Raw genomic sequence first — 26,495 nt, 5'->3', positions numbered from 1 at the left:
GCCCGACCCAGGGCAGGCGCGGGGTCACCCCGGAAGAGCGGGTCGCCGTGGGGGCCCGGCCCGTCCCCGTAGTCGAGCTGTGCCGGGCCACCAAGGTCTACCCGGGCGGCGTCACCGCGCTGCGGGACGTCGACCTCGCCATCGCCGAGGGGGAGTTGGTGGCCGTCGTGGGGCCCTCCGGGTCCGGCAAGTCCACCGCCCTCAACCTCATCGGCACCCTGGACCGGCCCACTTCCGGCACCGTGCGGGTCGCCGGGCACGACGTGGGGGCGCTGACCGACGCCCAGGTCGCGGCGGTGCGCGCCCGCCACATCGGGTTCGTGTTCCAGCACTTCCACCTGGCCCCCGGGCGCGACGCCCTGGACAACGTCGCCGACGGGCTGCTGTACGCGGGCGTGCCCGCGCGGCGGCGCCGGGAGGCCGCGCGGGAGGCGCTGGAGCGGGTGCGGCTCGGGCACCGGCTCCGGCACCGGCCCGGTGAGCTGTCCGGCGGCGAGAAGCAGCGCGTCGCCATCGCCCGCGCCCTGGTCGGCCGGCCCCGGCTGCTGCTCGCCGACGAGCCGACCGGCGCGCTGGACTCCGTGTCCGGGCAGGTGGTGATGGAGCTGCTGCGCGAGCTGAACGCGGCCGGCACCACCGTGTGCGTCATCACGCACGACCACGACATCGCGGACGCGCTGCCGCGCCGCGTCCGGTTCCGGGACGGGGAGGTGGTCGCGTGAGCCCGCCCGGCCACCCGCGGCCCGCCCGCCTCTCCCCCGCCGACGTCCTGCGCGTCGGCGCCGTCGGGCTGCGCGCCCGGCGCGCCCGCGTCGTGCTCTCCTCGCTCGGCATCGCGCTCGGCATCGCCACCATGGTGGCCGTCGTGGGCCTGTCCACGTCCAGCCGCGCCGACCTCATGAGCCGCCTCGACCGGCTCGGTACCAACCTGCTGACCGCCGAGGCGGGCAAGGACCCCCTGGGCAACGAGGTCAAACTGCCCAAGAACGCCGTCGCCATGGTGGAGCGGGTCGGGCCGGTGCGGCAGGCCACCGCCACGGCGAACGTCGACGCCCGCATCCGCCGCAGCGCCGCCGTGCCCGAGGAGCGCGCCGCCGGGGTGACCACGCAGGCGGCGCGCACGGACCTCCTTCAGGCGCTGGGCACCCGGGTCGAGCGGGGCGCCTGGCTGGACCGCGGGCGGGAGCGGCTGCCGGTGACCGTGCTCGGCCGGATCGCCGCCCGGCGGCTCGGCGTCACCGCGCCCGGCGAGAAGATCATGATGGGCGACCGGTACGTGGTGGTCGTCGGCATCCTCGCGCCGGTGGAGCTGGTGCCGACGCTGGACCGGGTCGCGCTGGTCGGCTTCCCCGCCGCCGAACGGTACTTCGGCTTCGACGGCCACCCCACCACCGTCTTCGAACGGTCCGCGGACGCCGCCGTCGACGACGTGCGCGCGGTGCTCGCCCGCACCGTCAACCCCGGCCAGGAGGGCACCGTGACCGTCTCGCGCCCCTCCGACGCGCTCGCCGCCAAGGCCGCCACGGACAAGGGCCTGACCGCGCTGATGCTCGGGCTCGGCGCGGTCGCGCTGCTGGTCGGCGGGGTCGGCGTCGCCAACACCATGGTCATCTCGGTCATCGAACGCCGCGCGGAGATCGGCCTGCGCCGCGCCATCGGTGCCACCCGCGGCCACATCCGGCTCCAGTTCCTCACCGAGTCCCTGCTCCTCACGGCCCTCGGCGGCGTCGCGGGCGCGGGCATCGGCACCCTCGCCACGTACGGCTTCGCCCTCGCGCAGGGCTGGACGCCGGTCGTGCCGCCCTGGTCGCTGGCGGGCGGCCTCGCCGCGACCCTCGTCATCGGCGTCCTCGCGGGCCTCTACCCGGCGGCCCGCGCGGCCCGGCTGCGGCCCGCGGTGGCTCTCAGTACGGGGTGAGGACCGGGTCCGCGTGCTCAAGGAGTGACGCCCCTCCCCCGCGGCGGGCCCGTACCCGCCGCCCCCGGCCCGGCGCGTGCGTCGGATGGATACGCGGCGCCCCTGTGGGCGACCATGTGCGGGGGCGTCCGGGCGGGCGCCCGGACGACAGGCGGGTGCGAAGTGCTGGTCGCGGCGCGACGCGGTGGGAGAGAGGACGGACGGCCGATGCCGCGGCGGACCGAGGAGCACACGCGCACGGACGGCCGAAGACGCCCGCTGGCCCGGGTGCGGGCCGTGCTCCGCCAGGAGTGGCGGAACGTGGGCCTCGCCGCCTGGCGGGAACTGCGGGCCCGGGGCGCCGGGGGCATCGGCCTGGCGCTGTTCGGCACCGTCGCCATGGTCGTCCTGCACGGCCTGGAGCAGATCCCCGACGCCGACCGCGTCGTCCGCCTGCTCGGCGAGGTCCGCGCCGACCAGCCGCTGTGGCAGTCCCTGCTGCGCACGCCCCTGTCGGTGTTCATCCCCACCCGCGACCAGCCCCCGTGGGGCGGCATCCCCCGCCTCGTCCTGGCCTTCGGCCTCGGCCAGCTCCTCCTCGGGTGGCGCCGTACGCTCCTGGTGGCGTACGCGGCCACGCTCGCGGGCACGCTCGCCGCCCGGGTCATGGTGGCCATCGGGCCCGGCCACTGGGCGGGGGTCCCGGCCTCGTACGCCCACTCCGTCGACACGGGGGCCTCGGCCGCCGTGGTGGGGCTGTTCACGTACCTGGCGGTGCGGTTGCGGGCGCCGGTACTGTGCCTGGCGCTGGTGGTGCCGACGGTGGTCGGGTCCTTCCTGAAGCCGAACCTCGCGGGGCGCGAGCACCTGGTGGCGGTGGCCTTGGCGGGGGTCCTGGCCTTTCGCCGGCGGGGCACTTTTCGCTGGCGGGGCGCCTTGGGCAGGGACTGACGCCGCCGCTCCGCGGCGGGTTTCTCCCACCCGCCCACCCGTGACTCCCCGGCTGCGCCCGCCCGGCCCCGGCGCGGAGCGCTGCGGGCGCGTGCGTCCCTTCCGCCGCTACCGCGGCGGGTTTCCCCCACCCGCCCGCCCGGCCCCGGCGCGGAGCGTGCTCCCGGTCTCGGTCAGCGGGGGGCCGCCGGGCTGCGGCGCAGGACCGTGGCCGCCACCAGGAAGGCCGCCGCCAGCAGTCCCGTGCCGACCGCGAAGGCCAGGTGGTAGCCCGAGGTGAGGGCCTCCGGGCGAGGGGTGCCGGTCGCGGTGAGGGACTCGGTGCGGGAGGCGGCCAGGGTCGACAGGACCGCGACCCCGAGGGCCATGCCGATCTGCTGCGTGGTGTTGAACAGCCCCGACGCGAGCCCCGCGTCGTCCTCGCGCGCCCCCGACATCGCCAACGACGTCAGCGCGGGCAGCGCGAGACCGAACCCCGCCGCGAGCAGCATGACCGGCAGCAGGTCGACCCAGTAGTTCGCCCGCACCGGCACCCGCGTCAGCAGCCCGAGCACCCCGAGCAGCAGCACGAGCCCCGCGAGCAGCACAGCGCGCTCGCCGAAGCGCGCGTTCAGCCGGGCCGAGACGCCGAGGGACACCGCGCCGATCACGGCCGCCGCGGGCAGCATGGCGAGCCCGGTCGCGGCGGCCCCGTACCCGAGCACGTTCTGCAGGTAGAGGGCGACGAGCACCTGGAAGGAGAAGAGCGCGGCGACCATGAGGAGCTGGACGACGTTCGCCCCGGTCACCGCCCGCGAGCGGAACATCCGCAGCGGGAGCAGCGGCGTCCGCGCCGTCGCCTGCCGGGCCACGAAGGCGCCGAGCAGCGCCACCGCCAGCGCGCCGAAGCCGAGCGTGTGGACCGACGTCCAGCCGTACCGCTCCACCTTCACCACGCTGTAGATGCCGGTCATCAGCCCCGCCGTCACCAGTACCGCCCCCGCGACGTCGGCCCCGGCGCGCAGCCCGAGCCCCCGGTCGGCGGGCAGCGCGGACAGCGCGAGGAGCAGGACGGCGAGGCCGATGGGCAGGTTGACGAAGAAGATCCAGTGCCAGTTCAGGGCGTCGGTGAGGACCCCGCCGAGCACCTGCCCGAGCGAGGCGCCGGCGGCTCCGGTGAAGCTGAACACCGCGATGGCACGCGCCCGTTCGCGCGGCTCGGTGAAGAGCGTGACGAGGATGCCGAGGCTGACCGCCGAGCTCATGGCCCCGCCGACGCCCTGGAGGAAGCGGGCGGCGATGAGCGTCGCGGGCCCGGTGGCCGCGCCCGCGAGGACCGAGGCGAGCGTGAACACCCCGATGCCCGCGACGAACATCCGCTTCCGCCCGAGGAGGTCCCCGAGCCGCCCGGCGAGCAGCAGCAGGCTGCCGAAGGCGATGAGGTAGGCGTTCACCACCCAACTCAGGCCCGCGGGCGTGAAGTCGAGGTCCCGCTGCATGGCGGGCATGGCGACGGTCACGATGCTGCCGTCCAGAATGATCATCAGCATCCCGGCGGCGATGACCCCGAGGGCGAGGCGCCGCGAGCGGGTCCCCCCGGCCTCCGACGCCCCGGCGGCCTCAGGCGGATCCTCCGCCACGGGGGAGGCGGGGGCGGTCGGTGCGGTGGCGGTCATGGGTCTCTCCTGTCCGGGGGCGGCCGTACGAGCACGGCTCGATCGATGCGCAACGGATGCGCGGAACGCATATGTGGGGACGGGTACGCGGTGCGGATACGCGGAACGACAGCACGGCAGAACGCAACGGAACAGCCCAAACCGGCACGGAGTAGAACGGAACGAACCGGCGCGGACCGGCACGGAAGCGTGGAGCCGATGCGCAGGACCGTAGCAGATAGTTCCGTTGCAGACTATCTATCTCGGGCGTACAGCCGCCCGCTCGGCTACGCTGGCCGCATGACCGCCATGGCGCCCGCCCGCACCGAACCGGACCTGTCCTTCCTGCTCGACCACACCAGCCACGTCCTGCGTACGCAGATGGCGGCGGCGCTCGCCGAGATCGGCCTGACGGCGCGCATGCACTGCGTCCTCGTGCACGCCCTGGAGGAGGAGCGCACCCAGGCGCAGCTCGCCGAGATCGGCGACATGGACAAGACGACGATGGTGGTGACCGTCGACGCGCTGGAGGCGGCCGGGCTCGCCGAGCGCCGCCCGTCGCGCGTGGACCGCAGGGCCCGGGTCATCGCCGTCACCGACGAGGGCGCGAAGGTCGCGGCCCGCAGCCAGGAGATCGTCGACCGGGTGCACGAGCAGGCCCTCGGCGCACTCTCCAAGACGGACCGCGCCGCCCTGCTGCGCGCCCTGAACCGGCTGGTCGAGGGCCATCTGGCGACCCCCGCCGAGAGCCCGCGCCCGGCCCGCAGGCCCCGCCAGCGGGGCTGAACCCGGCCTTCGCGGCGCGCCCGCGCGGTCCCGTACGGTGTGAGTCCGGGGCGCCCCGTCCGGCGCCCCGCGACCGCGACGCCCAACGAGGGGACCACTCATGGCGCTGTTCGGAAACGCCCACACCGTCGACCCGGCCTCGGCGCAGCAGGAGTACGCGCGGCTCATGGGCCACGGCGAGCAGGTGTACGCCGCGTACCGGCTGATACGCGACACGATCCTGCTCACCGACCGGCGCATGATCTTCGTGGACAAGCAGGGGATGACCGGCAAGAAGGTCGAGTACCACTCGGTGCCGTACCGGAGCATCACGCACTTCTCGGTGGAGACCGCTGGCCACTTCGACCTCGACGCCGAGCTCAAGATCTGGATATCCAGCAACCCGGTGCCGATCGAGAAGACCTTCACCAAGGGCGTCGACATCTACGAGGTGCAGGCGATCCTCACGCAGTTCGTGGCGCGCTAGCCGGGCGGCGGCCGCCCCGTGCGCGGCGGACGGTGGCGCCGGGGTACGTTCGTACCGCACCGAAAGCGGAGAAAAGCCGCGAAGTTACAGCTCAGACAGGTACGAGGACCCATCCCATGATCTTCATCACCGTGAAATTCACCGTCCGCCCCGAGCGCAGCGCCGACTGGCTCGACCTCGTGGACGACTTCACGCGTGCCACCCGCGAGGAGCCCGGCAACCTCTTCTTCGAGTGGTCGCGCAGCGTCGACAACCCCCACCAGTTCGTCCTGGTGGAGGCCTTCCGCGACGGCGAGGCGGGCCGTGAGCACGTGGAGTCCGCGCACTTCAAGGCCGCGATGGAGACCATGTCGTACGCCATCGCGAGCACGCCCGAGATCGTCAGCACGGAGATCCCGGGCATGGACGGCTGGGGCGAGATGGGCGAGGTCTCGCCGCGCGAGGCCTGACCGCACACAGCGAGGAGCCCCGGGCCGGTCCACGGCCCGGGGCTCCTCGCTGTGGCATCAACCCTGGGGAAGCCGGTCCAGGAAGCCGTACACCCGGCGGATACGGCCGTCCTCCGCGAGCTCGATCACGTCGAACCCGGCGGCGGGCGCCGAGCCGTCCGCCGTGGAGACCAGCTCCCAGGTGAACCGGGCGATCCCGTGGTGGCCGTCGACCTCGCCGGTGTGGCGGAACTCGAACCCGGGGAACTGCTCGTGCGCACCGGCGATCACCGCGGCGATCGCCTCCGTGCCCGCGACGTCCGCCAGCGGGTCGGTGTACGTACCGTCCTGCGTCCAGGCCGCCTCGACGGCCTTGCGGATGTCGTCGGCGCCCGTGGCGTTCCAGGCCTCGAAGTAACGGGCCACGGCGGTCTCGTGCTGGGGCTGAGCGGGCATGGGATACGCCTCCGTCGGCTGGTGGGACTCACATCGGTCCAACCGAAGCCCGAGAGGAGTGCGCCACCCGGGCTCCGATGACTCAAGAGTGCCGGGAGGGGGGCACCCCACGCGATTACCCGCGAGGTAATGGGCCTTACCCGGCCGCCGCCCGCCTGTTCCTGTTGCGACTGGAACGAACGCTCTATCCGGTGAGTCGTTGGTACGGCGGGACGGGAGGAAGGCGCGCTTCGGTCTACCAATCGGGGCGCCGTACGGTCTTTCCCGCGCGAAGCTCCCACACAGATGCGGGGAGGCGGCGGGCGTGCGCGGTGTTGAGGCGGGTGAGGTGAATGAGGGCTTCGCCGGGAAGGTTCAGGGCTTCGGCGAGCCGGCGCACTGTTGTGTGCGTGGCTCCTCGGGCGAGGGCTGCTTGTTCGAAGTCCCTGATCTGATCCGGCAGGTCGTGCGGGACGGCGGGGTTCGCCTGTTGCCGTCCGCTCAGTTGTTGCGCCTTGACTCGTTCGTAGTCGATCTCGGAGGTGCCGCAGATCGCGCGGCAGCGCTCCTCCACCTCGTCGAGGGTGGTCGTGTCGGCGACGGCTCGGGCGAGACGGTTGGCGGCGTACGCCGCTTGCAGGTCGACGTGGTGGACGGTGGGGCCTTCGTCGGTGAGGGGGACGGGCAGTCCCGCGTCGCGGACCTCGCACAGACCCCGGGCACCCAGGGCTGTGGCGGCGAGGAGGGCGGTCGCTTCGGAGGGGTGCCAGTCGAGGACCGGGGTGATGGCCCGTACGTCGTCGGGAGTGAAGGTCGTGATCGCGGGCCCGAGGCGGGGCCGGAGGGTGTCCGCGGGGAGTTCACCGTCCAGGCCCGGGCCTGCGACCAGGAGGCGGATGTCGGCGGCTGCCTCGGCCCGGACGCAGGCCGCGAGGGTGAGGGCGTCCGTCAGCGGGCTGCGGAGGGTGGGCTCGTCGCCGTGGGCCAGGATGTCGCCGCCGACGTCCAGGAGGTCGATGGTGTCTGGCGTGAAGTGGGCTGCGAGCTCGTCGAGTTGGCGGGTGATGCCTGCCGCCCCGGCGTAAGGGTCGATGAGCGCGAAGGCGTGTGGGAGTTCGGCGGCGAGGCGGGGGAGGGTTGCCGCGTGGGGTGGCTTCGGGGTCGCCGTGCCGGGGACTGCCCATACGTGCGGGGTGAGTCGGCGCAGGCCGGTGAAGTCGGCCGGGGCACGGGGGCCCGGCACCGGGTCGACGATCAGGCGGTCCCAGGAGTAGGTGAGGACCAGGGCCGGTTCGTCGTCGGCCGCGTACAGGGCGCCGTGCAGCATCGCCGCCGCCACCACGTCTCCTCCACCCCCGGCCGCCACGATGAGTCGCTTCACCGGAGCAGCGTAGGCGGACCCCTATGCACCGTGCCTTCAAGTCTGGCTGCTGAGGGATCCCAGCACAGCGCGTTCGGTCGCTGCCGACGATGGGCGGCCTCAAGGAAGGGTGGTGGGTGGGGTTGGCTTCGGGGTGGGGTTGGGTTGGGGCGGTGGACCGGGGGCTCGTCGGGGGCAGGGCCACTGCGGTGGAGCGGGGGCTCGTTTATGGGACCGCTGTCCTCGGGGCCGGGCTCGGTGTGGGCGCGGTGGTCGTGCGGGGTGGGTTGTCCCTCTGGGCGGTGGTCCTCGTCGGCCTGGTGGCCTTCGACCTGTTCGGCGGGGCCGCGGCCAACGCCACCGCCGCGGCCAAGCGGACCTTCCACGCGCCCGGCCGGGCGGCGCGTCACCGCCTCGGCTTCGTCGCCGCGCACGGGCAGCCGTTCCTGCTGGCCCTGGCGGTCCCGGACCTCGGCTGGGCGGCGGCGGCCGTGATCTACGCCCTGGCGCTCGCGGGCGCGGTCGCCGTCACCGCGGCGCCGGGCGCGGTCCGGCGGCCGGTCGCCTTCGCCGTGACGGTCCTCGCCATCGGTGTGACCACCGTCACGGTCTCCGTACCGGACGAACTGGCCTGGCTCGCCCCGGTGCTGTTCGTCAAGCTGCTGCTCGGCCACCTCCTGCCCGAGGAGTCGCGCGGGTGACTTCCACCGCGCGCGCGGGTGTGCTTGCCTGGTGGGCCGATTCCGTTCGCCGAGCCGGGAGTTGCCCGATGCGCAAGCAGTTGGTCGGTGGGGTGCTCGCGGGGGTGCTGCTGCTCGGGGCCTGCGGGGACCCGGGGTCGGACGACGGCGCGGACGCGGGGCGCCCGCCCGCCCCGTCCTCGGACACCTCCGCCGACCCGCCGTCCCAGACCAACCGGCAGCACGCCGAGAGGGAGCCGGACGGCGAGCGGGGCCGCAAGGGGGCGAGCGCGGGCACCGGCCGGCACCGGCCCGGCGGCGGCGCACCCGGCCGCGGCGGGCGCGCCGCCTCGCCCCGGGTGCTCTACCTCGGCGACTCCCTCGCCATGGAGAACCAGGACGTCCTCGGCGAGCTCCTGCGCGACCAGCTCGCCGCCCGCTACACCAGCGCCCCCTACTCGGGCACCACCCTCTGCGACTACCTCGAAGGCACCGGCGAGGACTCCCTCGTACCGGACAAGGACAAGGCGGCGACCCTCGTACGGAAGACGCGGCCGACCTTCGTGGTGCTGCAGTTCTGGGGCAACGCCTGGGGCTACACGCCCTGCATGAAGGGCGTCACGCACGAGCAGGCGCCGGAGAAGTACTACGCGCGGTACGCGGCGGACGCGCGCAGGCTGACCGCGCAGATCGAGGACGCCGCCCGGGACGTGGACGCCCCGCGGCCCACCGTCGTGTGGGTGTCGCAGGGGCCCGACGCGATCACCCCGGACCGGGTGCGGCGCGTCAACGACATCTACCGCCGCCAGGTCGCCGGCACCCGCGACCTGGTGTCCGACGCGGGCCGCGCCGTGAGCCCGGCCGGGGACCGCTACCGGTGGGAGCGGGTGCTGCCCTGCACGGCGTACGAGCGCGCGCACCCCGCGTACTGCACAGAGTCCGGCGGCCGGACCGCACTGCACCGGGACGACGACTTCCTGCACTTCTGCCTGGCGCCGACGACACCGAAGTCACGGCCGTGCCCGGTGCGTTCGCCGGGGATTCGGCGGATCGGGCAGGCGGTGACGGACACCGTGGCCCGCGCCACCGAGCGCCGGTGAGGTTCCCCGCGCACTGCCCCCCCCCGGTCAGCCGCCCGTCAGTGAGACGCCGCCCGGCGTGAGCCGCCGTCGCGCCCCCGCCCCCGGCGGTCAGCGCCGCCACGCGCTGTACGACATCACGTCCCCCGCCCGCACGGCGAGCCCCGGCCGGTCCTCGGTGAACATCACCTCCAGGCCCAGCACAGCCCCCGTCGCCGGGTCGAGGATCAGCATGTGGCGCAGCGCCTCGTCCCGGGACTCGTGGACGTACGCCTGCCCGGTCCGGCCGAGGCGGTCGGTGATCGCGCCCGCGGGCCGCAGGCCCTCGGTGCCGGCGAGGACACCGGCGAGCGCGGCGTTCTCGCGGGCGCCGAGCGTCCAGGTGTCGAGCAGCGGCGGCAGCGAGTCCAGGAGCTGGTCGGGGGTGAGCGGGCCGACGCGGCGGGCGAGGCCGCCGTCGTGGAGGTCCGTCAGGTAGGCGCGCAGCCCGGCGACGGTGCCCGGCGGGCGGGCCCGCGGCGGGGCGTCGGACGGGCCCGGCGGGAGGACGCGCACGCTCACCACGTCGCCGTCGGTCTCGACCCGCTCGGTGCGGCTGCCGTCGGGCCGCCAGCGCACCTCGCGCTCCTCGGGCAGCGTCACGGGCCGCCCGGCGTCCGGGCCGGAGTCCATGGCGAGGCTCCAGGTGCGTACGCGCGTGCCCTTGCGCAGCTCCGGCCCGCCCTCGCGCGCGGCGGTCCGCGCCCGGTCGGCGACCACGGCGAGCGGCACCGCGGCGGCCGCGCGCGGGTGCAGCGCACTCGGTGCCGCCGTGGCGGACGTGGCGCCCAGGTCGGGCAGGACCAGTGCGAGCACGGCCGCGAGCGCGACCACGGCGGCCTCCGCCCACAGCACGACGCGGCGGCGGGCCCGGCGGTGCCTGCTGTGGTGCAGGAGCCGGTCGAGGCCGTGCTCGGCGCGGGCGGTCAGGGGCCTGTCGCGCCAGGGGCCCTCGGTGGCGGAGACCGGGTCGGCCGCGCGCAGCAGCTCCAGCTCGTCGGCCTGGTCGTCAGTCATGGGTGCCGCCTCCCGCTCGTACGTTCATCCGCATCGTGTCGATCTCCGCGCGCAGCCGCCGCCGGGCCCGGTGCAGCCGCATGGCCGCCGCACTCCGGCTGCACCCCAGGGTGACCGCCAGGTCGTCGAGGCCCAGTTCCTCCCAGGTCGTCAGGCGCAGCACCTCCTGGTCGGGCGGGGAGAGCCGGGCGAGGGCCTCGTGCACCCAGGCGCCGGGGCGGTCGGTGTCGGGGCCGGTCACGACCTGGCCGTGCCGGACCGCCTCGTGGAGTCCGACGCGGTGCAGCAGGCGGCGGTAGCGGCCGAGGCCGCGCACCGTGTTGGCCAGGCAGTTGCGGGCGACGCCGTAGAGCCAGGGCAGCGGGTTCTCGGGGAGTTCGGCGCGGCGCCGCCAGGCCGTGGAGAACACCTCCGCCACGACCTCCTCGACCTCGTGCGCCTCCCCCGTGGCGAGTCTGCGCGCCACGAAACGGCTCACCGCCCAGTAGTGCTCGCGGTAGGCGGCCGCGAAGGCTTCGTCCGTGCTCATGAACCGTAGGTGTCCGGCATGGGCCCGATCTTCACAGGAACGGTGTGTGATCTTCCGGGCGGGGCCGGGCGGTGAACCGGGCGGGGGCGCCGGACACGTACGGGGCATGACGTCCCCGCATTCCCCGTCCGCCGGGCCCGGCCCGGCCGCGCGCCCCCGGGGCGCCGCGCAGCTCCGTGCCACCGCGCACCCCCGCGCCGCCGGGCCCGCCCCGGACCCGGACCACCCGGGCCCGGACCACCCGGCCGCGGAGCCCGCGCCGCCCGCGCGACACCGGTGGGTCGCCTGGCTGACGAGTACGGACCACAAGACGATCGGCACGCTGTACCTGGTGACCGCGTTCGCGTTCTTCTGCATCGGCGGTGTGCTCGCGCTGTTCATGCGCGCGGAGCTGGCCCGGCCCGGTACGCAGATCATGTCGAACGAGCAGTTCAACCAGGCGTTCACGATGCACGGCACGATCATGCTGCTGATGTTCGCGACGCCGCTGTTCGCGGGCTTCGCGAACTGGATCATGCCGCTCCAGATCGGCGCCCCCGACGTCGCCTTCCCCCGCCTGAACATGCTGGCCTACTGGCTGTACCTGTTCGGCTCGCTGATCGCCGTGGGGGGTTTCCTCACGCCGGGCGGGGCGGCGGACTTCGGCTGGACCGCGTACGCGCCGATCACGGACGCCGCCCACGCGACGAACATCGGCGCCGACATGTGGATCATGGGTCTGGCCCTCTCCGGCTTCGGCACGATCCTCGGCGCGGTCAACTTCATCACGACCATCGTGTGCCTGCGCGCGCCCGGCATGACGATGTTCCGCATGCCGATCTTCTCCTGGAACGTGCTCCTGACCGGCGTCCTGGTGCTGCTGGCGTTCCCGGTCCTGGCGGCGGCGCTGTTCGCCCTGGAGGCGGACCGGAAGTTCGGCGCGCACATCTTCGACGTGGCGAACGGCGGCGCGCTGCTGTGGCAGCACCTGTTCTGGTTCTTCGGCCACCCCGAGGTCTACATCATCGCCCTGCCGTTCTTCGGCATCATCTCCGAGGTCATTCCGGTGTTCTCGCGCAAGCCGATGTTCGGCTACATGGGCCTGGTGGGCGCGACCATCGCGATCGCGGGCCTTTCGGTGACGGTGTGGGCGCACCACATGTACGCGACCGGCGGCGTGCTGCTGCCGTTCTTCTCCTTCATGACGTTCCTCATCGCGGTGCCGACGGGGGTGAAGTTCTTCAACTGGATCGGCACGATGTGGCGGGGCTCGCTGAGTTTCGAGACCCCGATGCTGTGGGCGGTCGGCTTCCTCATCACCTTCGTGTTCGGCGGTCTGACCGGGGTGCTCCTGGCGTCCCCGCCGATGGACTTCGCCGTGACCGACTCGTACTTCGTGGTGGCCCACTTCCACTACGTCATCTTCGGCACGGTCGTCTTCGCGATGTTCTCCGGATTCCACTTCTGGTGGCCGAAGTTCACCGGCAGGATGCTCGACGAACGGCTCGGGAAAATCACCTTCTGGACGCTGTTCGTGGGCTTCCACGGCACCTTCCTGGTGCAGCACTGGCTGGGCGCGGCGGGAATGCAGCGGCGCGTCCCGGACTACCTGGCCGCGGAGGGCTTCACCGGTCTGAACACCCTTTCCACCGTGTTCTCGTTCCTCCTCGGGATGTCCCTGCTGCCGTTCCTCTACAACGTCTGGAAGACCGCGAAGTACGGCGAGCGCGTCGCCGAGGACGACCCCTGGGGCTACGGCCGCTCCCTGGAGTGGGCCACCTCCTGCCCGCCGCCGCGCCACAACTTCGTCACGCTGCCGCGGATACGCTCCGAGTCCCCGGCGTTCGACCTGCACCACCCGGAGGTGGCCGCGGGCGTGGAGCGGGCAGCGGTCGCGGCCGCGGACCCGGCACCGGCACCGGCACCGGCTTCGGGGAAGGCCGCGCGGTGACCGCCATGGACGACCGGCCGCGCCCGGCCGTCGAGACGGACCTCCTCATCCAGGAGATCGAGGGGCACCTGCTCGTCGAGTCGGCCCGCGCGGAGAGCCGGGCGGCCGCCGCCCGCTTCGGCGACCGCCTCGACTGGCTGACCCGCGCCCAGCGCGAGGAGGTCGAGCGCGTCTACGCCGACGACCACCTGGCCCTGACCCGCGCCACCTGGCGGCACACCGCGCGCCGGTGCCGGGAGCTGCGCGCGGAGTACGAGGCCCGGTACCGGGAGCTGCGCCGCCGCACCCTGGCCGGGGGCCTGCTGGCCGTGGCGTGCGCGCTGGGCACGGCCCTGGCCCTCGCGGCGGTGGTGGCGGGGGTCTGAGGGGCCGGGGCCGTCACAGCGCCCGCGGTCCGAGGCGCCGGAGCCGTCCCAGTACCAGGGGTCCGAGGGACCCGGGCCGTCAGGGCGCCGGGCCGGAGGGGGCGGGCTCTCAGAGCGCCGGGGGTCCGGCCTCGATCCGGCGCAGGACCGGGGCCAGGCGGTCCAGGCCGGGCCCGGTCTGGAGCTGCCGCTCGTCCCACCAGGTGGCCCCCGCGTCCCGCAGGGGCGCGATCAGGTCGCGGGCCGCGTCGGGGTCGGCGGGCGTGGCGCCGCCGAGGACGAGGTCGAAGTCGCCCTCGGCCTCGCGGTGTTCGCGTACGTACGCCATGAGCGCCCGGACCTCGGCCGCGTCGGGGACGGCGCCGTGCCGCGCCGACCGGAAGAGCGGGACCGCGCCGTCCCAGCGGGCGGCCCGGCGCATCGGGGGCCGGGCCGGCCAGAAGCCGCCGATCCACACGGGCGGGCGCGGCTGCTGCGCGGTGGCGGGCAGCAGGGTGACGTCGTGGACCTCGTGGTGGCGGCCCCGGTGGGTGACGGGCCGGCCCGACCAGTAGCGGGCCAGGAGGTCCAGGCCCTCGTCCAGGAGCTCGGCGAGCACCCGCGGCTCGGTGGGCTCGCCGAAGCTCCCGTACTCGTCGTCGACGGGGCCGCCAAGACCCGCCGCGAAGACGACCCGGCCGCCGGACAGGGAGTCCAGGGTCGCGACCTGCCGGGCGAGCTGGTGCGGACGGCGGCGCGGCACCGGGGTGACGAGCGTGCCGAGCCGGATCCGGGAGGTGGCGAGCGCGGCGGCCGTCAGGAGCATCCAGGGGTCCCCGAAGGGCTTGCCCCGCTGCGCGGCCTTGTCGTGGACGACGTGGTCCCAGACGAACAGGCCGTCCCAGCCCGCCTGTTCGGCCGCCGCGGCGACGCGCGCGACCGTCCTCGGGTCGGCGAAATCGCCGAAGTTCGGGATGTTGATCGAGTAGCGCATGCGGTGCAGCGTGACGCGGCCCCCGGGGTGACGACAAGGCACCGGACGAGACGACCGGGCGACCGGCGGCTTCCCGCCGGACCCATGCGACCATCGTCGGTCCCCGCCGGGCCCACGCGGCGACCGGCAGCCTCCCGCCGAGCCCACGCCCTCTCGCCCACGGGCGCCCCCGGTGCGAGAGTTGGGCGTATGGCGACCGAGGACACCCCCGCCGAGACCCTCACGGACATCGCCGTCCGGTACCACCGGGCCGTGGGCGCCGGGGCCACCGGGGACGAACTGGCGGCGTTCTTCACACCCGACGTGGTCCAGCGCGAGCTGCCCAACCTGCTGTTCCCGCGGGGCGCCGTACGCGACCTCACCGGCATCCTGGACGCCGCCGAGGCCGGCCGCGCCACGCTGCGCCGCCAGACGTACGACGTCCGCGACGCGGTCGCCGCGGGCGAGAAGGTGGCCCTGGAGGTGGAGTGGACCGGAGAGCTGGCCGTCCCCCTGGGCGCGCTGCCCGCCGGGCACGTCCTGCGCGCGCGCATCGCCGTGTTCCTCGACTTCCGCGACGGCAGGATCCGTGCCCAGCGGAACTACGACTGCTACGAGCCGCCGGGGTGAGCGGGCCTCACAGCGGCAGGCCGTAGTCCTCGCACTTCGGCCTGAAGTCCGGCTCGTCCGCGCCCAGCGCGTTGACGACGTTCTGCGTGGTCGGGCCGTCCGTGAACAGGCCCACGTGCCCCACCGGGTCCTTCGGGCACTGCTCCTGCACCACGATGTTGCGGACGCGGTCGCCCTTCAGGAAGCCCTGGCTGTAGGGGGTGGAGACGACGTCGTTCCGCGTGGCGATCACCGTGTAGCGCACGCCCGGCACGGTGTCGCCGTCCGCGAACAGGGCCTTCTGGAAGTCGGAGCCCTCCTCCTGGTCCTTGAGCCCCTGGAGGTTCAGGTGGTCGAACGCGCCGTTGACCAGGCCGAGGACGCCCAGCGCGCGGCCCAGGTTCACCAGGCCGCTCAGGGTGGTGCCGTGGTTGGTCGGGGCGAGCGCCACGAGGCGGTCGACCTTCTCCGCCCCGCCGAGGCGCTTGATGTAGTGGTTCGGCATCATGCCGCCCTGCGAGTGCCCGAGGACGTTCACCTTCTTCGCGCCCGTCCGCGCGAGCACCTTGTCCACGAACGCGCTCATCGTCCGGGCGGAACCGGCGACGCCGGTCAGTCCGCCGACCCGGCCGCCGAAGTTGAGCGGGCTGCCCATGCCGTAGTTGAAGGCGAAGACGCAGTGGCCCTCGTTGGCGAGCGTCGGGCCCATCCGGACCCAGTTCGCGCCGAGGTTGACGCCGGTGCCGTGGACGAGGACCACCGGGTTCGGGTGCGCGGCGGTGGGCTCGCAGTCCCAGTCGTTCACGCCGGCCACGGCGTCCGGGCTGGTGAAGAAGTTCGCGACCCCGTCGGCGACGCCGCCGACGGGGTACCGCGGCCGCTCGGCGGCCCCCGCGGGAGCCGTCGCGGCGGTGAGCGCGGTGGCGGTGAGGGCGACGGGCACGACGGCGGCGGCCGCGCGGCGCAGCCGGCGGCGGGGGCGAGGCGGGCGGTGCTGGTGCTGGTGCTGCGGACAGTGCGGGGCGAGTGCTCTGTTCACGGTTCCGGTCCCTTCGGGCAAGCCCTCGCGCGGGCCGAGGGCAGTGAATGAGGGCATGGGCATGACCGTTCACGTTCATGCGGCCATGGGCATGACACATGGAGCACCGGACATCTGAAACGGCACCGCTTCAGATTTGGTTACTTGAAAGTAGGAGCGGGGCGCCGACAACGCAAGGCCCGTGCGCGGGACAATTCCCGTACGGCGGCCCGCAGTTGGCGGACCGCCGGGCGGAGAGGGGTGAGGCCGGTGGAACCCGACGAGGCGCCGGAGCCGGTGCCCGAGCCAGTGCCGGAGGGGACGCGGCGGCCCGCGCGGGCGTACGGGGGCAAGACCGCCGAGCAGCGCCGGGCCGAGCGGCGGCGCCGGTTCCTGGAGGCGGGCGTCGAGCTCTTCGGCGCCGGGCCCGGGGCCTACCGGGCCGCGTCCGTCGCCGCCCTGTGTGCCCGCGCCGGGCTGTCGACGCGCCAGTTCTACGAGGAGTTCCGCAACCTGGAGGACGTGCTCGCCGCCCTGCACCAGCGGGTCCAGCGGGCCGCGCAGACCGCCGTCCTGGGCGCCCTGGCCGAGGTGGCCGAGGGCACCGTGCGCGAGCGCGTCGAGACCGCCTTCCGCGCGTACGCCCGCGTCCTGACCGCCCACCCGCACCTCGTACGGATCGTCTTCGTGGAGGTCACCGGCGTCACCCCAGAGCTGGAGAGGCGGCGCCTGGAGGCCCGCAGGGGCTGGGTCGACCTCCTCGTCGCCGCGCTGGACGAGGCCGCCGAGCGCGGCGAGATCGGCGCCCGCGACTACCGCGTCGCCGCGCTCGGCTTCGTCGGCGCGGTCAACGGCCTGCTGTACGACTGGACCGCCGGGTACGTCGACGCGAGCCTCGACACGATCGTCGACGAGCTGATGCTGCTGTTCATGGGGCTGCTCCAGCCGCCCCCGGCGCGGGAGCCCGGGGCGCCGGACTAGCGGCGGCCCTCCGCCCGGGTGCCGGTGCCCGGCGCGGGCGCGGGCGCGGGGACGGCGGGCTGGACGAGGACGCACGTCAGGTCGTCCGCGAGCGGGGCGGCACCGGTGTGCCGGTCGAGCAGGTCCGCCAGCGCGTGCACGGCCTCGTACGCGGTCGGCGCGGCCAGGGCCGCGTGCACCTCGGCGGTGTCGAGGCGGAACGGCGTCCGCCCGGCGTCGCGCGCCTCGGTGAGGCCGTCCGTGTACAGCAGCAGGCGCTCCCCCGGCGCCAGGTGGACGCGGTGCGGCCGGGGCGCGGGGTGCAGCCCGAGCGGCGGCGACGGCTCGGGCGGTTCCAGGACCCGTAAGCGGCGGCCGGCGCGCAGGGGCGGCGGATGGCCGCAGTTGACGATCAGGGCCTCGCCGGGGCGGAAGTCCACGAGCAGCAGGGTGACGAAGTCCTCCGGCCCCAGCTCGGGCCGGAGCTGCTCGTCGAGGGTGCCGGCCAGGCGCACGGGGTCGGGCTCGGCCGCGGCGGTGCGGCGGAAGGCGGCCAGGACGGCGGCGGCCACGCGCAGCGCCGCCGGGCCGTGGCCCCGGACGTCGGCGAGCAGGAGCCGGGGCCCGCCCGGGGTGAGGACCACGTCGTGGACGTCGCCGCCGAGCCGGGCCCGCGGGTCGGCCGCACGGGTGTGCACGGCGAGGCCGATGTGGCCCACGTGCTCGGGCAGCGGACGGGCCAGCGCGTCCTGGAGCAACTCGGCCAATCGGCTCATGTCGGCGAGCTCGCGCCGGTCGCGTACGCGGGTGTGCGCCGTCGCCACCGCCCAGGCCGCGACTCCGGCGACGCTCAGGAGCAGCGCGACCTCCGGTGCGGACCCGGGCGGCCCGGTGGCCACCGCCACGGCGACGGCCGCGGTCCCCAGGGCCGCCGTCGCCCGCGCCGACAGCCACCGGGCGGCCGGCAGCGGGGCGAGCGCCAGGAGTGCCGAGAACGGCGGGCCCGCGGCGAGCGCGAGCAGGGCGGCGGCGACCGGCCCCAGCACGGCCGCCGCCGCCCGCCCGTGCCGCGCGCCCACCACCGCTGCTCCCCGTCCGTGCCGCGCGCCCACCGCCGCGGTCCCCCGTCCGTGCCGCGTGCCCACAGCCGCTCCCTAACCGTCAGGCGAAGTCCGGATGACGCCCACGCACCCCTTGCGTGCGGGTACTGTGCCACCTCTGGTGACGGTGCGTGGCCGATTCGCCACAGTCCCGTGGTCCGGCCCGCTCCCGCGGGCCGGCGGCGCGCGCCGGGCGGACCGGACCGCCTCGGCGGACACACACAGGGGGCGAACGTGGCGCAGGCCCGCGGCCCGCAGGCGGCCCGCCCGCCCGGCGGGCGGGACTCCGAGCTGATCGGGCGGACGGACGAGCTGGCGGAGCTGGCCGCACGCCTCGGCCGGCACCGCCTGGTCACGCTGACGGGCGTGGGCGGCGTCGGCAAGACCCGGCTGGCGCGCCGGGCCGCCACCGAGCTGCTGCCGCGCTTCGCCGACGGCGTCTGGTGGGTGGACCTGTCCCCGCTCCAGGACGGGGCGATGCTCGCGTACGCGGTCGCCGAGGCGCTGCCGCTGGTGGACCGCACCACCCGGCCCGTCCTCGAGGTGCTCTCGGAGTACGTCGCCGGGCGGCGGCTGCTGCTCGTCCTCGACACCTGCGAGCACGTGGTCCGCGACTGCGCCGAGGCGGCGGCCACCCTGCTGACCGTGGCCCCGGGGCTGCGCGTCCTCGCCACCAGCCGCCGCCCGCTCGGTCTGCCCGTCGAGGACGTCGTCCCCCTCGGCCCGCTGCCCGAGACGGACGCGGTGACGCTGCTCGCCCGGCGCGCGGCGGCGACCGACGCGGGCCTCACCGGCGCGGACGGCGCGGAGGTGGCGGCGCTCTGCCGCCGCCTGGAGGGACTGCCGCTGGCCATCGAACTGGCCGCCGCCCGGCTGCGGGAGATGCCCCCGGCCGAGCTCAACCGGCGCCTCGCGGACCGCTTCGCCGTACTCGGCGAGACCCGGCAGGCGGACTACGAGGCGGACCCGCCCTGGCACCAGGCGCTGCGCACCGCCATCGGCTGGAGCCACCAGCTCTGCACCCCGGACCAACGGCTGCTGTGGGCGCGGCTGTCGGTGTTCGCGGGACACTTCGACGTGGACGCGGCGCGCGCGGTGTGCGCCGACGACCGCCTGCCCGCGGCGGAGGTGCCGCGCCTGCTCGCCTCGCTGGCGCAGGGGTCCATCCTGGAGTGGCAGCCCGCCGGAGCCGGTGAGCGCTACCGGATGCTGGACACCATCCGCGAGTTCGGGGCGTTCTGGCTGCGCGGGCTCGGCGAGGAGCACGAGGTCCGCGGCCGCCACCGCGACCACTACCGGGCGCTGGCCCGCACCGCCGAGGCCGCGTGGTTCGGCCCCGACCAGGTGGCCTGGTACGGCAGGACGGCCGGTGACCACCCCAACTTCCGCGCGGCGCTGGAGTTCTGTCTCGTCCAACAGGACGGCGGCACCGCCCAGGAGCTGAGCGGCACGCTCTGGTTCGTCTGGTTCGCCTGCGGCCTGCCCCGGGAGGGCGGCCACTACCTGGACCGGGCGCTCGCCCTGCCGTCCCGGGGCGGGCACGTCCGCGCGCGGGCCGTGTGGGCCCGCGGCCTCCTCGCCCTCGCCCAGGGCGACGGGGAGACCGCCCAGCACTGCGCGGCCGCCTTCCGCGCGGCCATGGCCGAGACGCCCGCGCGGGACGCCGCGGAGCGGGCGGCCACGGAGTGCGCCGCGGCGCACCTGGAAGGCGGCATCCACGCGGTCCGGGGCCGGGCGGCGGAAGCCGCCGCGGTGCTGGAGGCGGCCCACGGCCCCCCGCCCGCCCACGGCCGCTCCGCCCCGGCCTGGGGGCTCGTCCAGACCGCCCGGGCCTTCGCCTACGTCCACCTGGGCCGGTACGCGCAGGCCGCGGCCGTCGCCGACGTGCTGGGCGCCGAGTGCGCCCGGCGCGGCGACATCTGGCTGCGCGCCTGGGCGGACTACCTCCGGGCGCTGGCCGCGCTCGGCCAGGAGCGGGCGGAGCCGGCCGCGGCCCACGCGCGCGCCGCCATCGCGGGCAAGCGCCGGCTCCGCGACCACCTCGGCATCGCCATGGCCCTGGACGTGCTGGCCTGCGCCACCCTCGCCTGCGGGCGCGCCGCGCAGGCCGCGCACTGCCTGGGCGTCGCCGACCAGCTCTGGGAGACCATCGGCACGGCCCGACTCGGCTCCCCGGACCTCCTCGCCGCGCGCCGCGCCTGCGAGGACTCCATCCGCCGCCGCCTCGGCGACGACGCCTCGGCACGCGCCCTGCGCACCGGCCACACCACGGACGTGGACACGGCTCTCACGGCACTCCTCACGCCTGGTGGCACCGGGGGTTAGGCGGCACGCAACCCCTTGGGGCCGGATTCCGCGGGTGATCCGAAGATTTTACGGAACCACCCGTTTCTCCAGCCTGTTCGCTTTCCCCCCGCCCCAGCTCTCGCGTGATCTCTTTCCTGAGTCTTGCGCCGGGGGAGACGTGGCCTTGATGCTGAAAGCGAGATAGCACATTGCCGGGCCGTAGGACGTGGGGTGGCTCCGCTCCACCAGCCGGACGGCGGTCGGACGGTCTGCAACCGTTCGAAAGTCACGTCGCCGACCGGCTACAACCCTTTGGGGTGGCGTCAATGGGCCGGATTGACGAGTGCGGAGGTGCATGCCGCCAGCTAGCCGTAGCATCACCTTTCCGAGACGAGAAGGGGATGTAATGCCGACCAGCCAGAACCCGCTTTTCCTCCGCCAGCGCCTTCGCGACCGGCTGCGGAAGGCCCGCGAAGCAGCGAACCTGACCCAGCGGCAAGTGGCCGAGGATCTTGACTGGTCCCCGTCAAAGCTGATCCGAATCGAAAACGGAAAGATCGGGGTGAGCGTCACGGACGTGATGGCTCTCCTCACGAAGTACCAGGTGAACGAGGACGACCACGAGGCACTCCTGGAACTCGCGCGCTCCGCCCGCCAGCTCCCGTGGTATTGGCCGTACCGCTCGGTCGCCAGCCCGGAATTCCAGGCCTATCTGGCCTACGAGGGATCGGCCTCCATCGTGCGGGCGTTCGAGCGGAACGTCATGCCGGGCCTGCTGCAGACGGAGGGGTACATGCGCGCGCTGCTGGGCTCATTCTCGGAAGGAGGGGAGATTTCCGGCGACCAGGAGGAGATCGAAGCCCGCATCCAACTGCGCCTGGAACGGCAGCAGCGCGTCCTCACGCCCGAAGCGGGCCAGTTCTTCTTCATCCTGGACGAGGCGGCACTGCGTCGCGTCATCGGCGGAGGGGCCGTCATGCGGCAGCAGTACGAGCAACTGCTCGCGGCGAACAACATGCCGAACGTGACGGTCATGTACGTCCCGTTCAGCGCCGGTATCTATCCGCTGTTCAGGACTCCCTATGCCGTGTTCGAGTTCGAGGGCGGCGACGACGACATCGTCGCCTACCTGGAAACCCCGGACGGCGAGGTGCTGCTCAGCGAACGCACGCCGGGCGGCGGAAAGAAGAAAGAGCCCGCAGACTACCTTGACGCCTTCTGGCAGGTGGAAAGGGGCGTGGCCAAGGAAATCACCGAGGAGTTCCTACTCTCGTGACCCCTTCAACGAGTGGATGAAACACCTCCATGCAGGGATGGAGAATTGTAGATGCCCAGCACTCGTATTCCTGGAGTCCCGGACACGCGGAGACGTACTCAAGTCCACTTCCACGCAAGCATTGGGTTCGCTGTAGGAACTCTTCCGCCACTGGGAACCGACCGCCATCACGCGCCCTCCCTGCTTCGACACCCAGGGGAATTATCAAGGCTTGGCCAGGACTTGCCAAGGGTGCATTTGAGGCAAAGTTCGCGGAAATTCACCACGAAAGGCAAAAGCGGTTGGAAAACGGCAGATATCCGAATAGAAGCACGCTTCAGGCGATAGACGACGCCTGACGACATGGCAAGGGAGCCCGCGGTCCCGCCGGCAAGCAACGACCTTGGGCTCCCTGGGTGAGCATCCAGATCCAGGAAAGGACACTCGAAGTGAAGTCTAGCGACTCCACGGGCACAGTCATCCGTGCCGTGGCGGGCAAACACTGGAACCGCTGGGGGCGTTCGGCGGTGGTCAACGTGGCGAAGGGGGCCAGCACGGCGGCGGGTACCGCCCTGTTCTCCTTCGTGGTGTGGTGGTTACAGCGCCGGTAGCGGGGACGGCCGCCGCGGTCGGGACCGGCGCTCGGCGGCGCCCGTCCGCGGCGGTGCCCGTCCGCGGCGGCGCTCCCACTGGCCGGACGACGGAACGGAGTGCGCGGTGACCCCTGAGGAGCTGGTGGCCCGGTACGGGCTCGAACCCCTGGTCTTCGAAGGCGGGCGGTTCCGCCGGACCTGGGCGGGCCCGCCGGACGCGACCGGGCGGCCCGCGGGCTCCGCCATCATCATGCTGCTCACCTCCGAGCCCGGCGACTTCTCGGCCCTGCACCGCCTCCCCACCGACGAGGTCTGGCACTTCTACCGGGGCGACCCGCTGGAACTGCTCCTGCTGCGTCCGGACGGCGGCGACGAACTCCGCCTGCTCGGCGCCGGGCACGAGTTCCAGGTCGTCGTACCGGCCGGGACGTGGATGGGCGCCCGGGTCCGGGACGGCGGCGCCTGGTCGCTGTTCGGCACCACCATGGCGCCCGGGTTCATGGAGCAGGACTACGAGGGCGGGGACCCGGCCGCGCTGGCCGCCGCGTACCCGCGGCAGGCCACTCGCATCAGGGAGCTGTGCCGTGACTGACCCCGCAGCGGTGCCCGGCCCCGAAGCCGCGACCGGCCCCCGAGCCGTGCCCGACCCCGGACTGCCGTCCCTGGCGGGGCGCGCCGCCCTCGTCACCGGCGCCAGCGGGCTCATCGGCGGCGGCATCGCGCGGCAGTTCGCGCGGGCCGGCGCGGCCGTCGTCCTGCACTGCCACCAACGGGCCGACCGCGCCCGGGAGCTGGCCGAGGAGATCGGCAAGGCGGGCGGCCACGCCGTCGTCGTACCGGCCGATCTGAGCGAGGAGCGGGAGTGCCGCCGGCTCGTGGCGGCCGCGCACGACTGGCGCGGGCGGCTCGACGCGCTCGTCAACAACGCCGGGATCCAGCCCGTGCAGCCCCTGCGCGGCATGGCGGCGGCGGACTGGCGGCTGCTCCAGGAGGCCAACGTCACGAGCGCGTTCGCCTGTACGCAGGCCGCCGCCGAGGTGATGGCCGGGCAGGACGGGGGCGGCAGCGTCACGCACATCGCGTCGGTGGAGGGGCACCGGCCCGCGCCGGGGCACGCGCACTACGGGGTGTCGAAGGCCGCGCTCATCATGTTCGCGCGGGCGGCGGCCGTGGAGTACGGGCCGCTCGGGGTGCGGGTGAACAGCGTCTCCCCGGGCCTCGTCGACCGGCCAGGGCTCGCGGAGGACTGGCCGGAGGGCGTGGAGCGGTGGACGCGCGCCGCCCCGCTGGAGCGCCTCGGGCGGCCGGAGGACATCGGCGCGGCGTGCGTCTTCCTCGCCTCGGCCGCGGCGAGCTGGATCACCGGGACGGACCTGGTGGTGGACGGCGGGGTGAGCGCGCGGCCCTCCTGGTGACGCGAGCGGGACGCGCGGGCTACGCAGAGCGCACGGGACGCGCGGGACACACGGGACAAGAGCCGACAGCCGACAGCCGACAGCCGGAAGCCGGCAACCGAAAGCCGACAGCCAACAGCCGAAAGGCAAGGAACACGAAAAACCGCCGGACGGGCTGGAGGGGATCCAGCCCGTCCGGCGTCTTGCGGAGGGGCCCCTCAGGGGGAGAGGGGAGATAGGGGCGGGGCCCCTCCGAAGGCGGTGTCCGGGGCGTGCGCCCGGAAGGTCAGGCGACCGGCGTCGGCTCCTTGGGCTTGTCCTCGGCCGGGACCTCGTCCGCGGGCCGGGGCCGCATCAGGAAGAGGGAGAGGGCCGCGGCCACCAGGACACCCGTGGCGCCCACGACGAAGCTGGCGGACATCGCGTCGCCGAAGGCGTCCCGGGCGGCGGACGCCAGGGCCTCGTTGCCGGTGCGGGCGGCCTCGGCGAGGGCGTCGACGATGGAGTTGTCGGCGGTGTCCGACGCGGAGTCCGGCATCGAGCGGGAGTAGGTGCTGGAGAGGATGGAACCGAGGACCGCCACACCGAGGGCGGCGCCCGCCTGCTGGACGGTGTCGTTGAGGGCGGAGCCGACACCCGCGTGCTCGGTGGGCACCGCGCCCATCAGGGCCGCCTGCGCGGCCGGCATCGCGAGGCCACCGCCGGCGCCCATCAGGACCATGGCGACGGCGACGACGGCGAAGCCGTCACCGACCTCGAGCGTGGTGAGGGTGAAGAAGCCGGAGGCGATGATCACCAGGCCGGTGGCGACCATGAAACGGTTGCCGAACTTCTGCCCCAGCGTGGCGCCCAGGGTGTTGAAGACCAGCGCCGCGACGGCGAGCGGCGCGAAGGCCCAGCCGGTCTTCGTGGGCGAGTAGTGCAGCACGAACTGGAGGTACTGGGTCAGGACCAGCATCAGTCCGCCGTTGGCGAAGGTCAGCAGGACGATCGAGAAGCTGGCGCCGGTGAAGACCCGGTTGCGGAACAGCATGAGCGGGATCATCGGTTCCTCGATGCGCGTCTCCCACAGGCCGAAGCCGACGAGGCAGACGACGGCGACGATCGCGGCGCCGTAGACCTTCGGGTCGTCGAAGCCGTCCTTGGGCCACTCGATGATCGTCCACACCAGCGCGGCCATACCGGCCATCGACAGGACCATGCCCAGCGGGTCGGCCTTGCGCCAGGGCCCCTTGGACTCGGGCATCAGCGCCAGGGCCGCGAGGATCGCGACGACCGCGATGGGCACGTTGATCAGGAAGACCGAGCCCCACCAGAAGTGCTGGAGCAGGGCGCCGCCGAGCACCGGGCCGCCGACCAGGCCGACCATCGCGACCGCGCTCCAGGCCGCGATGGCCTTGGGCCGCTCCTGCTCGTCGAAGACGGTGATGAGGATCGACAGGGTGCTCGGCATGATCAGCGCGCCGCCCACACCCATCAGGATGCGGCCCGCGATGAGCTGCTCGGGGTCGTTCGCGACGGTGGCCAGGAGGGAGGCCCCGCCGAAGAGGAACAGGCCGATGATCATGATCTTGCGGCGGCCGAACCGGTCCGAGAGGGAGCCGGACGTCAGCAGCAGGCCCGCGAAGACCAGCATGTAGGAGTCGAGGATCCACTGGATGTCGGACGCGGTCGCCTCGATGTCCTGGGCGATGGGCGGGACCGCGACGGTCAGGACCATGTTGTCCACGACCAGGACGAGGGTGCTCAGACAGAGCACGATCAGAATCCACCAGCGGCGCGGATCGCGTGCCGTGGCCGCGTCGCCCGCTTCCTTCCCTTGCTGTCCGAGCCCGTCCATCGGGTCCTCCTCAGTACGCCGTTCGCTTACTCCGAACACTGTACGTACGCCGCACACTGTTCGCAACCGCCGAACGACGTGCGTGGCTGAGTTAGGGTGAGGTCAACAGGGGAGTGCAGAGAAGGGTGGCCGCATGCGCACTGAGAAGCCGACCTCGATGTCCGTCTGGACCCGGCCGAGCCGACAGCGCCGCGAGCAGCCCGCGCTCAGCCGCGAGCAGATCGTGGCCGAGGCGCTCGCCCTGCTCGACGCCGAGGGCCTGGAGGCCCTGAGCATGCGCAAGCTGGGCACCCGGCTGAACGCGGGTGCCACCAGCCTCTACACGCATGTCTCCAACAAGGACGAGATCATCGAGCTCGTCGTCGACCGGGTGTACGGCGAGATCGACGTGCCGGTGCCCGCCTCCGCCTCCCACGAGGACTGGCGCGCCGCCGCCCTGGGCTTCGGCGAGAACGTCCGCGAGGTGCTGCTGCGGCACATCTGGATCGCCTCCGTCCTCGGCGAGCTGGGCATGGCCAACCTGGGGCCGAACATGATGCGCCTCACCGAGGACATGCTCGCCCTCTTCGAGACCCGCGGGTTCGACCTGGAGTCCTGCGACATCGCCGTCAAGACCATCTGGGGCTACGTCATCGGCATCGCCACCACCGAGGCCGCCTACCTGACCACGCTCGCGCGCAGCGGGCGCGACGAGCAGGCCTGGATGGAGACGGTCCGGCCCGCGGTGGAGACGGCCGTGCGGCCCTACCCGCGGGTCCGGGCGATGTACGAGCTGGAGCCGCGGCGGGACGTGCAGGACGCCCGGCAGGGCTACTTCCAGGTGGGCCTGAACTGCATCCTCGACGGCCTGGAGGCGCGCCTCCCCGGCTGACCCGGTCATCCGGGCCCTCCG

27 protein-coding genes and 1 pseudogene are annotated in these 26,495 nt (G+C 74.0%); 18 read left to right on the top strand and 10 right to left on the bottom strand.

From position 1 onward, the window contains the following. The first annotated feature begins 47 nt into the window (after window positions 1-47). The 3 genes from QK440_RS16865 (at window position 48) to QK440_RS16855 (ending at window position 2,848) form a co-directional block, all read left to right on the top strand. Window positions 48-722 (top strand): ABC transporter ATP-binding protein, encoded by a 675-nt coding sequence (locus tag QK440_RS16865; protein ID WP_282793923.1) that lies wholly within the window; start codon window positions 48-50, stop codon window positions 720-722. Then, window positions 719-1,918: an ABC transporter permease gene (locus QK440_RS16860; RefSeq protein ID WP_282793922.1), complete on the top strand. Its 1,200-nt coding sequence runs from the start codon at window positions 719-721 to the stop codon at window positions 1,916-1,918. Before QK440_RS16865 ends, QK440_RS16860 begins: the two co-directional genes overlap by 4 nt. A 207-nt stretch (window positions 1,919-2,125) precedes the next feature. Next, window positions 2,126-2,848, top strand: coding sequence for a hypothetical protein (locus QK440_RS16855; protein ID WP_282793921.1), 723 nt, complete (start codon window positions 2,126-2,128; stop codon window positions 2,846-2,848). Window positions 2,849-3,021: 173 nt separating this feature from the next. Here QK440_RS16855 and QK440_RS16850 read toward each other — a convergent pair whose 3' ends face one another. Beyond that, window positions 3,022-4,503 (bottom strand): MFS transporter, encoded by a 1,482-nt coding sequence (locus QK440_RS16850; protein WP_282793920.1) that lies wholly within the window; start codon window positions 4,501-4,503, stop codon window positions 3,022-3,024. 279 nt (window positions 4,504-4,782) lie between these two features. Here QK440_RS16850 and QK440_RS16845 point away from each other — a divergent pair, with 279 nt between their 5' ends. The 3 genes from QK440_RS16845 to QK440_RS16835 all read left to right on the top strand — a co-directional run bounded on the left by QK440_RS16845 (window position 4,783) and on the right by QK440_RS16835 (window position 6,183). Continuing rightward, on the top strand, window positions 4,783-5,268 hold the full coding sequence (locus QK440_RS16845) for a MarR family winged helix-turn-helix transcriptional regulator (RefSeq protein ID WP_282793919.1): 486 nt from the start codon (window positions 4,783-4,785) through the stop codon (window positions 5,266-5,268). Between the two features lie 100 nt (window positions 5,269-5,368). Further along, window positions 5,369-5,734 (top strand): PH domain-containing protein, encoded by a 366-nt coding sequence (locus QK440_RS16840; protein WP_189731390.1) that lies wholly within the window; start codon window positions 5,369-5,371, stop codon window positions 5,732-5,734. Window positions 5,735-5,850: 116 nt separating this feature from the next. Continuing rightward, window positions 5,851-6,183, top strand: coding sequence for a putative quinol monooxygenase (locus QK440_RS16835; protein WP_282793918.1), 333 nt, complete (start codon window positions 5,851-5,853; stop codon window positions 6,181-6,183). A gap of 57 nt (window positions 6,184-6,240) precedes the next feature. Here the strand turns inward: QK440_RS16835 and QK440_RS16830 are convergent, their stop codons facing one another. Beyond that, window positions 6,241-6,618: a nuclear transport factor 2 family protein gene (locus QK440_RS16830; protein ID WP_282793917.1), complete on the bottom strand. Its 378-nt coding sequence runs from the start codon at window positions 6,616-6,618 to the stop codon at window positions 6,241-6,243. A 235-nt stretch (window positions 6,619-6,853) separates the two neighbouring features. After that, window positions 6,854-7,978, bottom strand: coding sequence for a DUF1152 domain-containing protein (locus tag QK440_RS16825; protein ID WP_282793916.1), 1,125 nt, complete (start codon window positions 7,976-7,978; stop codon window positions 6,854-6,856). Window positions 7,979-8,244: 266 nt separating this feature from the next. Between QK440_RS16825 and QK440_RS16820 the strand changes: the two genes are divergently transcribed. Both QK440_RS16820 and QK440_RS16815 read left to right on the top strand, forming a co-directional pair. Continuing rightward, complete coding sequence (locus tag QK440_RS16820) at window positions 8,245-8,658, top strand: hypothetical protein (RefSeq protein WP_282793915.1); 414 nt, start codon at window positions 8,245-8,247, stop codon at window positions 8,656-8,658. A gap of 68 nt (window positions 8,659-8,726) precedes the next feature. Then, on the top strand, window positions 8,727-9,737 hold the full coding sequence (locus QK440_RS16815) for an SGNH/GDSL hydrolase family protein (protein ID WP_282793914.1): 1,011 nt from the start codon (window positions 8,727-8,729) through the stop codon (window positions 9,735-9,737). Between the two features lie 90 nt (window positions 9,738-9,827). Here the strand turns inward: QK440_RS16815 and QK440_RS16810 are convergent, their stop codons facing one another. Next, window positions 9,828-10,772, bottom strand: a complete 945-nt coding sequence (locus QK440_RS16810) for a CU044_5270 family protein (RefSeq protein ID WP_282793913.1) — start codon at window positions 10,770-10,772, stop codon at window positions 9,828-9,830. Next, complete coding sequence (locus tag QK440_RS16805) at window positions 10,765-11,301, bottom strand: sigma-70 family RNA polymerase sigma factor (RefSeq protein ID WP_282793912.1); 537 nt, start codon at window positions 11,299-11,301, stop codon at window positions 10,765-10,767. The genes QK440_RS16810 and QK440_RS16805 overlap by 8 nt, the downstream gene beginning before the upstream one ends. A 286-nt stretch (window positions 11,302-11,587) precedes the next feature. On the opposite strand from QK440_RS16805, the pseudogene ctaD reads away from it, so the two are divergent. Both ctaD and QK440_RS16795 read left to right on the top strand, forming a co-directional pair. Continuing rightward, a pseudogene (gene ctaD, locus QK440_RS16800) lies at window positions 11,588-13,147 on the top strand (cytochrome c oxidase subunit I); the annotation flags it as partial. 89 nt (window positions 13,148-13,236) lie between these two features. After that, complete coding sequence (locus tag QK440_RS16795) at window positions 13,237-13,596, top strand: hypothetical protein (RefSeq protein ID WP_282793953.1); 360 nt, start codon at window positions 13,237-13,239, stop codon at window positions 13,594-13,596. A 109-nt stretch (window positions 13,597-13,705) separates the two neighbouring features. Here QK440_RS16795 and QK440_RS16790 read toward each other — a convergent pair whose 3' ends face one another. Continuing rightward, window positions 13,706-14,569 (bottom strand): LLM class flavin-dependent oxidoreductase, encoded by an 864-nt coding sequence (locus QK440_RS16790; RefSeq protein WP_282793910.1) that lies wholly within the window; start codon window positions 14,567-14,569, stop codon window positions 13,706-13,708. A 189-nt stretch (window positions 14,570-14,758) separates the two neighbouring features. On the opposite strand from QK440_RS16790, the gene QK440_RS16785 reads away from it, so the two are divergent. Next, window positions 14,759-15,178 carry a nuclear transport factor 2 family protein gene (locus QK440_RS16785; protein ID WP_282793909.1) on the top strand — a complete coding sequence of 140 codons (420 nt, stop codon included), beginning with the start codon at window positions 14,759-14,761 and terminating at the stop codon, window positions 15,176-15,178. A gap of 7 nt (window positions 15,179-15,185) precedes the next feature. Here QK440_RS16785 and QK440_RS16780 read toward each other — a convergent pair whose 3' ends face one another. Next, a complete protein-coding gene (locus QK440_RS16780; protein WP_282793908.1) occupies window positions 15,186-16,196 on the bottom strand; it encodes an alpha/beta fold hydrolase in 1,011 nt (336 codons plus the stop codon). Between the two features lie 249 nt (window positions 16,197-16,445). Between QK440_RS16780 and QK440_RS16775 the strand changes: the two genes are divergently transcribed. Then, on the top strand, window positions 16,446-17,156 hold the full coding sequence (locus tag QK440_RS16775; protein WP_282793907.1) for a TetR/AcrR family transcriptional regulator: 711 nt from the start codon (window positions 16,446-16,448) through the stop codon (window positions 17,154-17,156). On the opposite strand, the gene QK440_RS16770 is transcribed toward QK440_RS16775, so the two are convergent. Continuing rightward, window positions 17,153-18,214 carry a PP2C family protein-serine/threonine phosphatase gene (locus QK440_RS16770; RefSeq protein ID WP_282793906.1) on the bottom strand — a complete coding sequence of 354 codons (1,062 nt, stop codon included), beginning with the start codon at window positions 18,212-18,214 and terminating at the stop codon, window positions 17,153-17,155. The genes QK440_RS16775 and QK440_RS16770 overlap by 4 nt on opposite strands. A 255-nt stretch (window positions 18,215-18,469) precedes the next feature. Between QK440_RS16770 and QK440_RS16765 the strand changes: the two genes are divergently transcribed. Then, on the top strand, window positions 18,470-20,560 hold the full coding sequence (locus QK440_RS16765; RefSeq protein ID WP_282793905.1) for an NB-ARC domain-containing protein: 2,091 nt from the start codon (window positions 18,470-18,472) through the stop codon (window positions 20,558-20,560). A 367-nt stretch (window positions 20,561-20,927) separates the two neighbouring features. Next, complete coding sequence (locus tag QK440_RS16760) at window positions 20,928-21,797, top strand: helix-turn-helix transcriptional regulator (protein WP_282793904.1); 870 nt, start codon at window positions 20,928-20,930, stop codon at window positions 21,795-21,797. Here QK440_RS16760 and QK440_RS16755 read toward each other — a convergent pair. Continuing rightward, window positions 21,786-21,965 carry a DUF397 domain-containing protein gene (locus QK440_RS16755; RefSeq protein WP_282793952.1) on the bottom strand — a complete coding sequence of 60 codons (180 nt, stop codon included), beginning with the start codon at window positions 21,963-21,965 and terminating at the stop codon, window positions 21,786-21,788. The two genes, QK440_RS16760 and QK440_RS16755, sit on opposite strands and share 12 nt — an antisense overlap. A gap of 227 nt (window positions 21,966-22,192) precedes the next feature. On the opposite strand from QK440_RS16755, the gene QK440_RS16750 reads away from it, so the two are divergent. The 3 genes from QK440_RS16750 to QK440_RS16740 all read left to right on the top strand — a co-directional run bounded on the left by QK440_RS16750 (window position 22,193) and on the right by QK440_RS16740 (window position 23,784). Beyond that, entirely contained in the window at window positions 22,193-22,387 is a 195-nt protein-coding gene (locus tag QK440_RS16750) for a hypothetical protein (protein WP_282793903.1), read from the top strand. A gap of 106 nt (window positions 22,388-22,493) precedes the next feature. Next, window positions 22,494-22,961, top strand: coding sequence for a cupin domain-containing protein (locus QK440_RS16745; RefSeq protein ID WP_282793902.1), 468 nt, complete (start codon window positions 22,494-22,496; stop codon window positions 22,959-22,961). A gap of 46 nt (window positions 22,962-23,007) precedes the next feature. Continuing rightward, complete coding sequence (locus QK440_RS16740) at window positions 23,008-23,784, top strand: glucose 1-dehydrogenase (protein WP_282793951.1); 777 nt, start codon at window positions 23,008-23,010, stop codon at window positions 23,782-23,784. A gap of 265 nt (window positions 23,785-24,049) precedes the next feature. Here QK440_RS16740 and QK440_RS16735 read toward each other — a convergent pair whose 3' ends face one another. Next, window positions 24,050-25,603: an MFS transporter gene (locus QK440_RS16735; protein ID WP_282793901.1), complete on the bottom strand. Its 1,554-nt coding sequence runs from the start codon at window positions 25,601-25,603 to the stop codon at window positions 24,050-24,052. Window positions 25,604-25,736: 133 nt separating this feature from the next. Here QK440_RS16735 and QK440_RS16730 point away from each other — a divergent pair, with 133 nt between their 5' ends. Beyond that, entirely contained in the window at window positions 25,737-26,474 is a 738-nt protein-coding gene (locus tag QK440_RS16730) for a TetR/AcrR family transcriptional regulator (protein WP_282793900.1), read from the top strand. Window positions 26,475-26,495 lie beyond the last annotated feature (21 nt).

Source organism: Streptomyces sp. CC224B (assembly GCF_030010595.1).
GTDB lineage: Bacteria > Actinomycetota > Actinomycetes > Streptomycetales > Streptomycetaceae > Streptomyces > Streptomyces longispororuber.
This window is presented reverse-complemented; position numbering and strand designations above follow the sequence as displayed.

What these genes read in the sequence shown, in the direction of transcription:
- QK440_RS16795 (WP_282793953.1), top strand. Translation starts at nt 13,237, where the DNA reads ATGGACGACCGGCCGCGCCCGGCCGTCGAGACGGACCTCCTCATCCAG.
- QK440_RS16785 (WP_282793909.1), top strand. Translation starts at nt 14,759, where the DNA reads ATGGCGACCGAGGACACCCCCGCCGAGACCCTCACGGACATCGCCGTC.
- QK440_RS16845 (WP_282793919.1), top strand. Translation starts at nt 4,783, where the DNA reads ATGACCGCCATGGCGCCCGCCCGCACCGAACCGGACCTGTCCTTCCTG.
- QK440_RS16790 (WP_282793910.1), bottom strand. Translation starts at nt 14,569, where the DNA reads ATGCGCTACTCGATCAACATCCCGAACTTCGGCGATTTCGCCGACCCG.
- QK440_RS16810 (WP_282793913.1), bottom strand. Translation starts at nt 10,772, where the DNA reads ATGACTGACGACCAGGCCGACGAGCTGGAGCTGCTGCGCGCGGCCGAC.
- QK440_RS16830 (WP_282793917.1), bottom strand. Translation starts at nt 6,618, where the DNA reads ATGCCCGCTCAGCCCCAGCACGAGACCGCCGTGGCCCGTTACTTCGAG.
- QK440_RS16755 (WP_282793952.1), bottom strand. Translation starts at nt 21,965, where the DNA reads ATGGCGGTCGGTTCCCAGTGGCGGAAGAGTTCCTACAGCGAACCCAAT.
- QK440_RS16815 (WP_282793914.1), top strand. Translation starts at nt 8,727, where the DNA reads ATGCGCAAGCAGTTGGTCGGTGGGGTGCTCGCGGGGGTGCTGCTGCTC.
- QK440_RS16805 (WP_282793912.1), bottom strand. Translation starts at nt 11,301, where the DNA reads ATGAGCACGGACGAAGCCTTCGCGGCCGCCTACCGCGAGCACTACTGG.
- QK440_RS16850 (WP_282793920.1), bottom strand. Translation starts at nt 4,503, where the DNA reads ATGACCGCCACCGCACCGACCGCCCCCGCCTCCCCCGTGGCGGAGGAT.
- QK440_RS16760 (WP_282793904.1), top strand. Translation starts at nt 20,928, where the DNA reads ATGCCGACCAGCCAGAACCCGCTTTTCCTCCGCCAGCGCCTTCGCGAC.
- QK440_RS16730 (WP_282793900.1), top strand. Translation starts at nt 25,737, where the DNA reads ATGCGCACTGAGAAGCCGACCTCGATGTCCGTCTGGACCCGGCCGAGC.
- QK440_RS16835 (WP_282793918.1), top strand. Translation starts at nt 5,851, where the DNA reads ATGATCTTCATCACCGTGAAATTCACCGTCCGCCCCGAGCGCAGCGCC.
- QK440_RS16855 (WP_282793921.1), top strand. Translation starts at nt 2,126, where the DNA reads ATGCCGCGGCGGACCGAGGAGCACACGCGCACGGACGGCCGAAGACGC.
- QK440_RS16840 (WP_189731390.1), top strand. Translation starts at nt 5,369, where the DNA reads ATGGCGCTGTTCGGAAACGCCCACACCGTCGACCCGGCCTCGGCGCAG.
- QK440_RS16735 (WP_282793901.1), bottom strand. Translation starts at nt 25,603, where the DNA reads ATGGACGGGCTCGGACAGCAAGGGAAGGAAGCGGGCGACGCGGCCACG.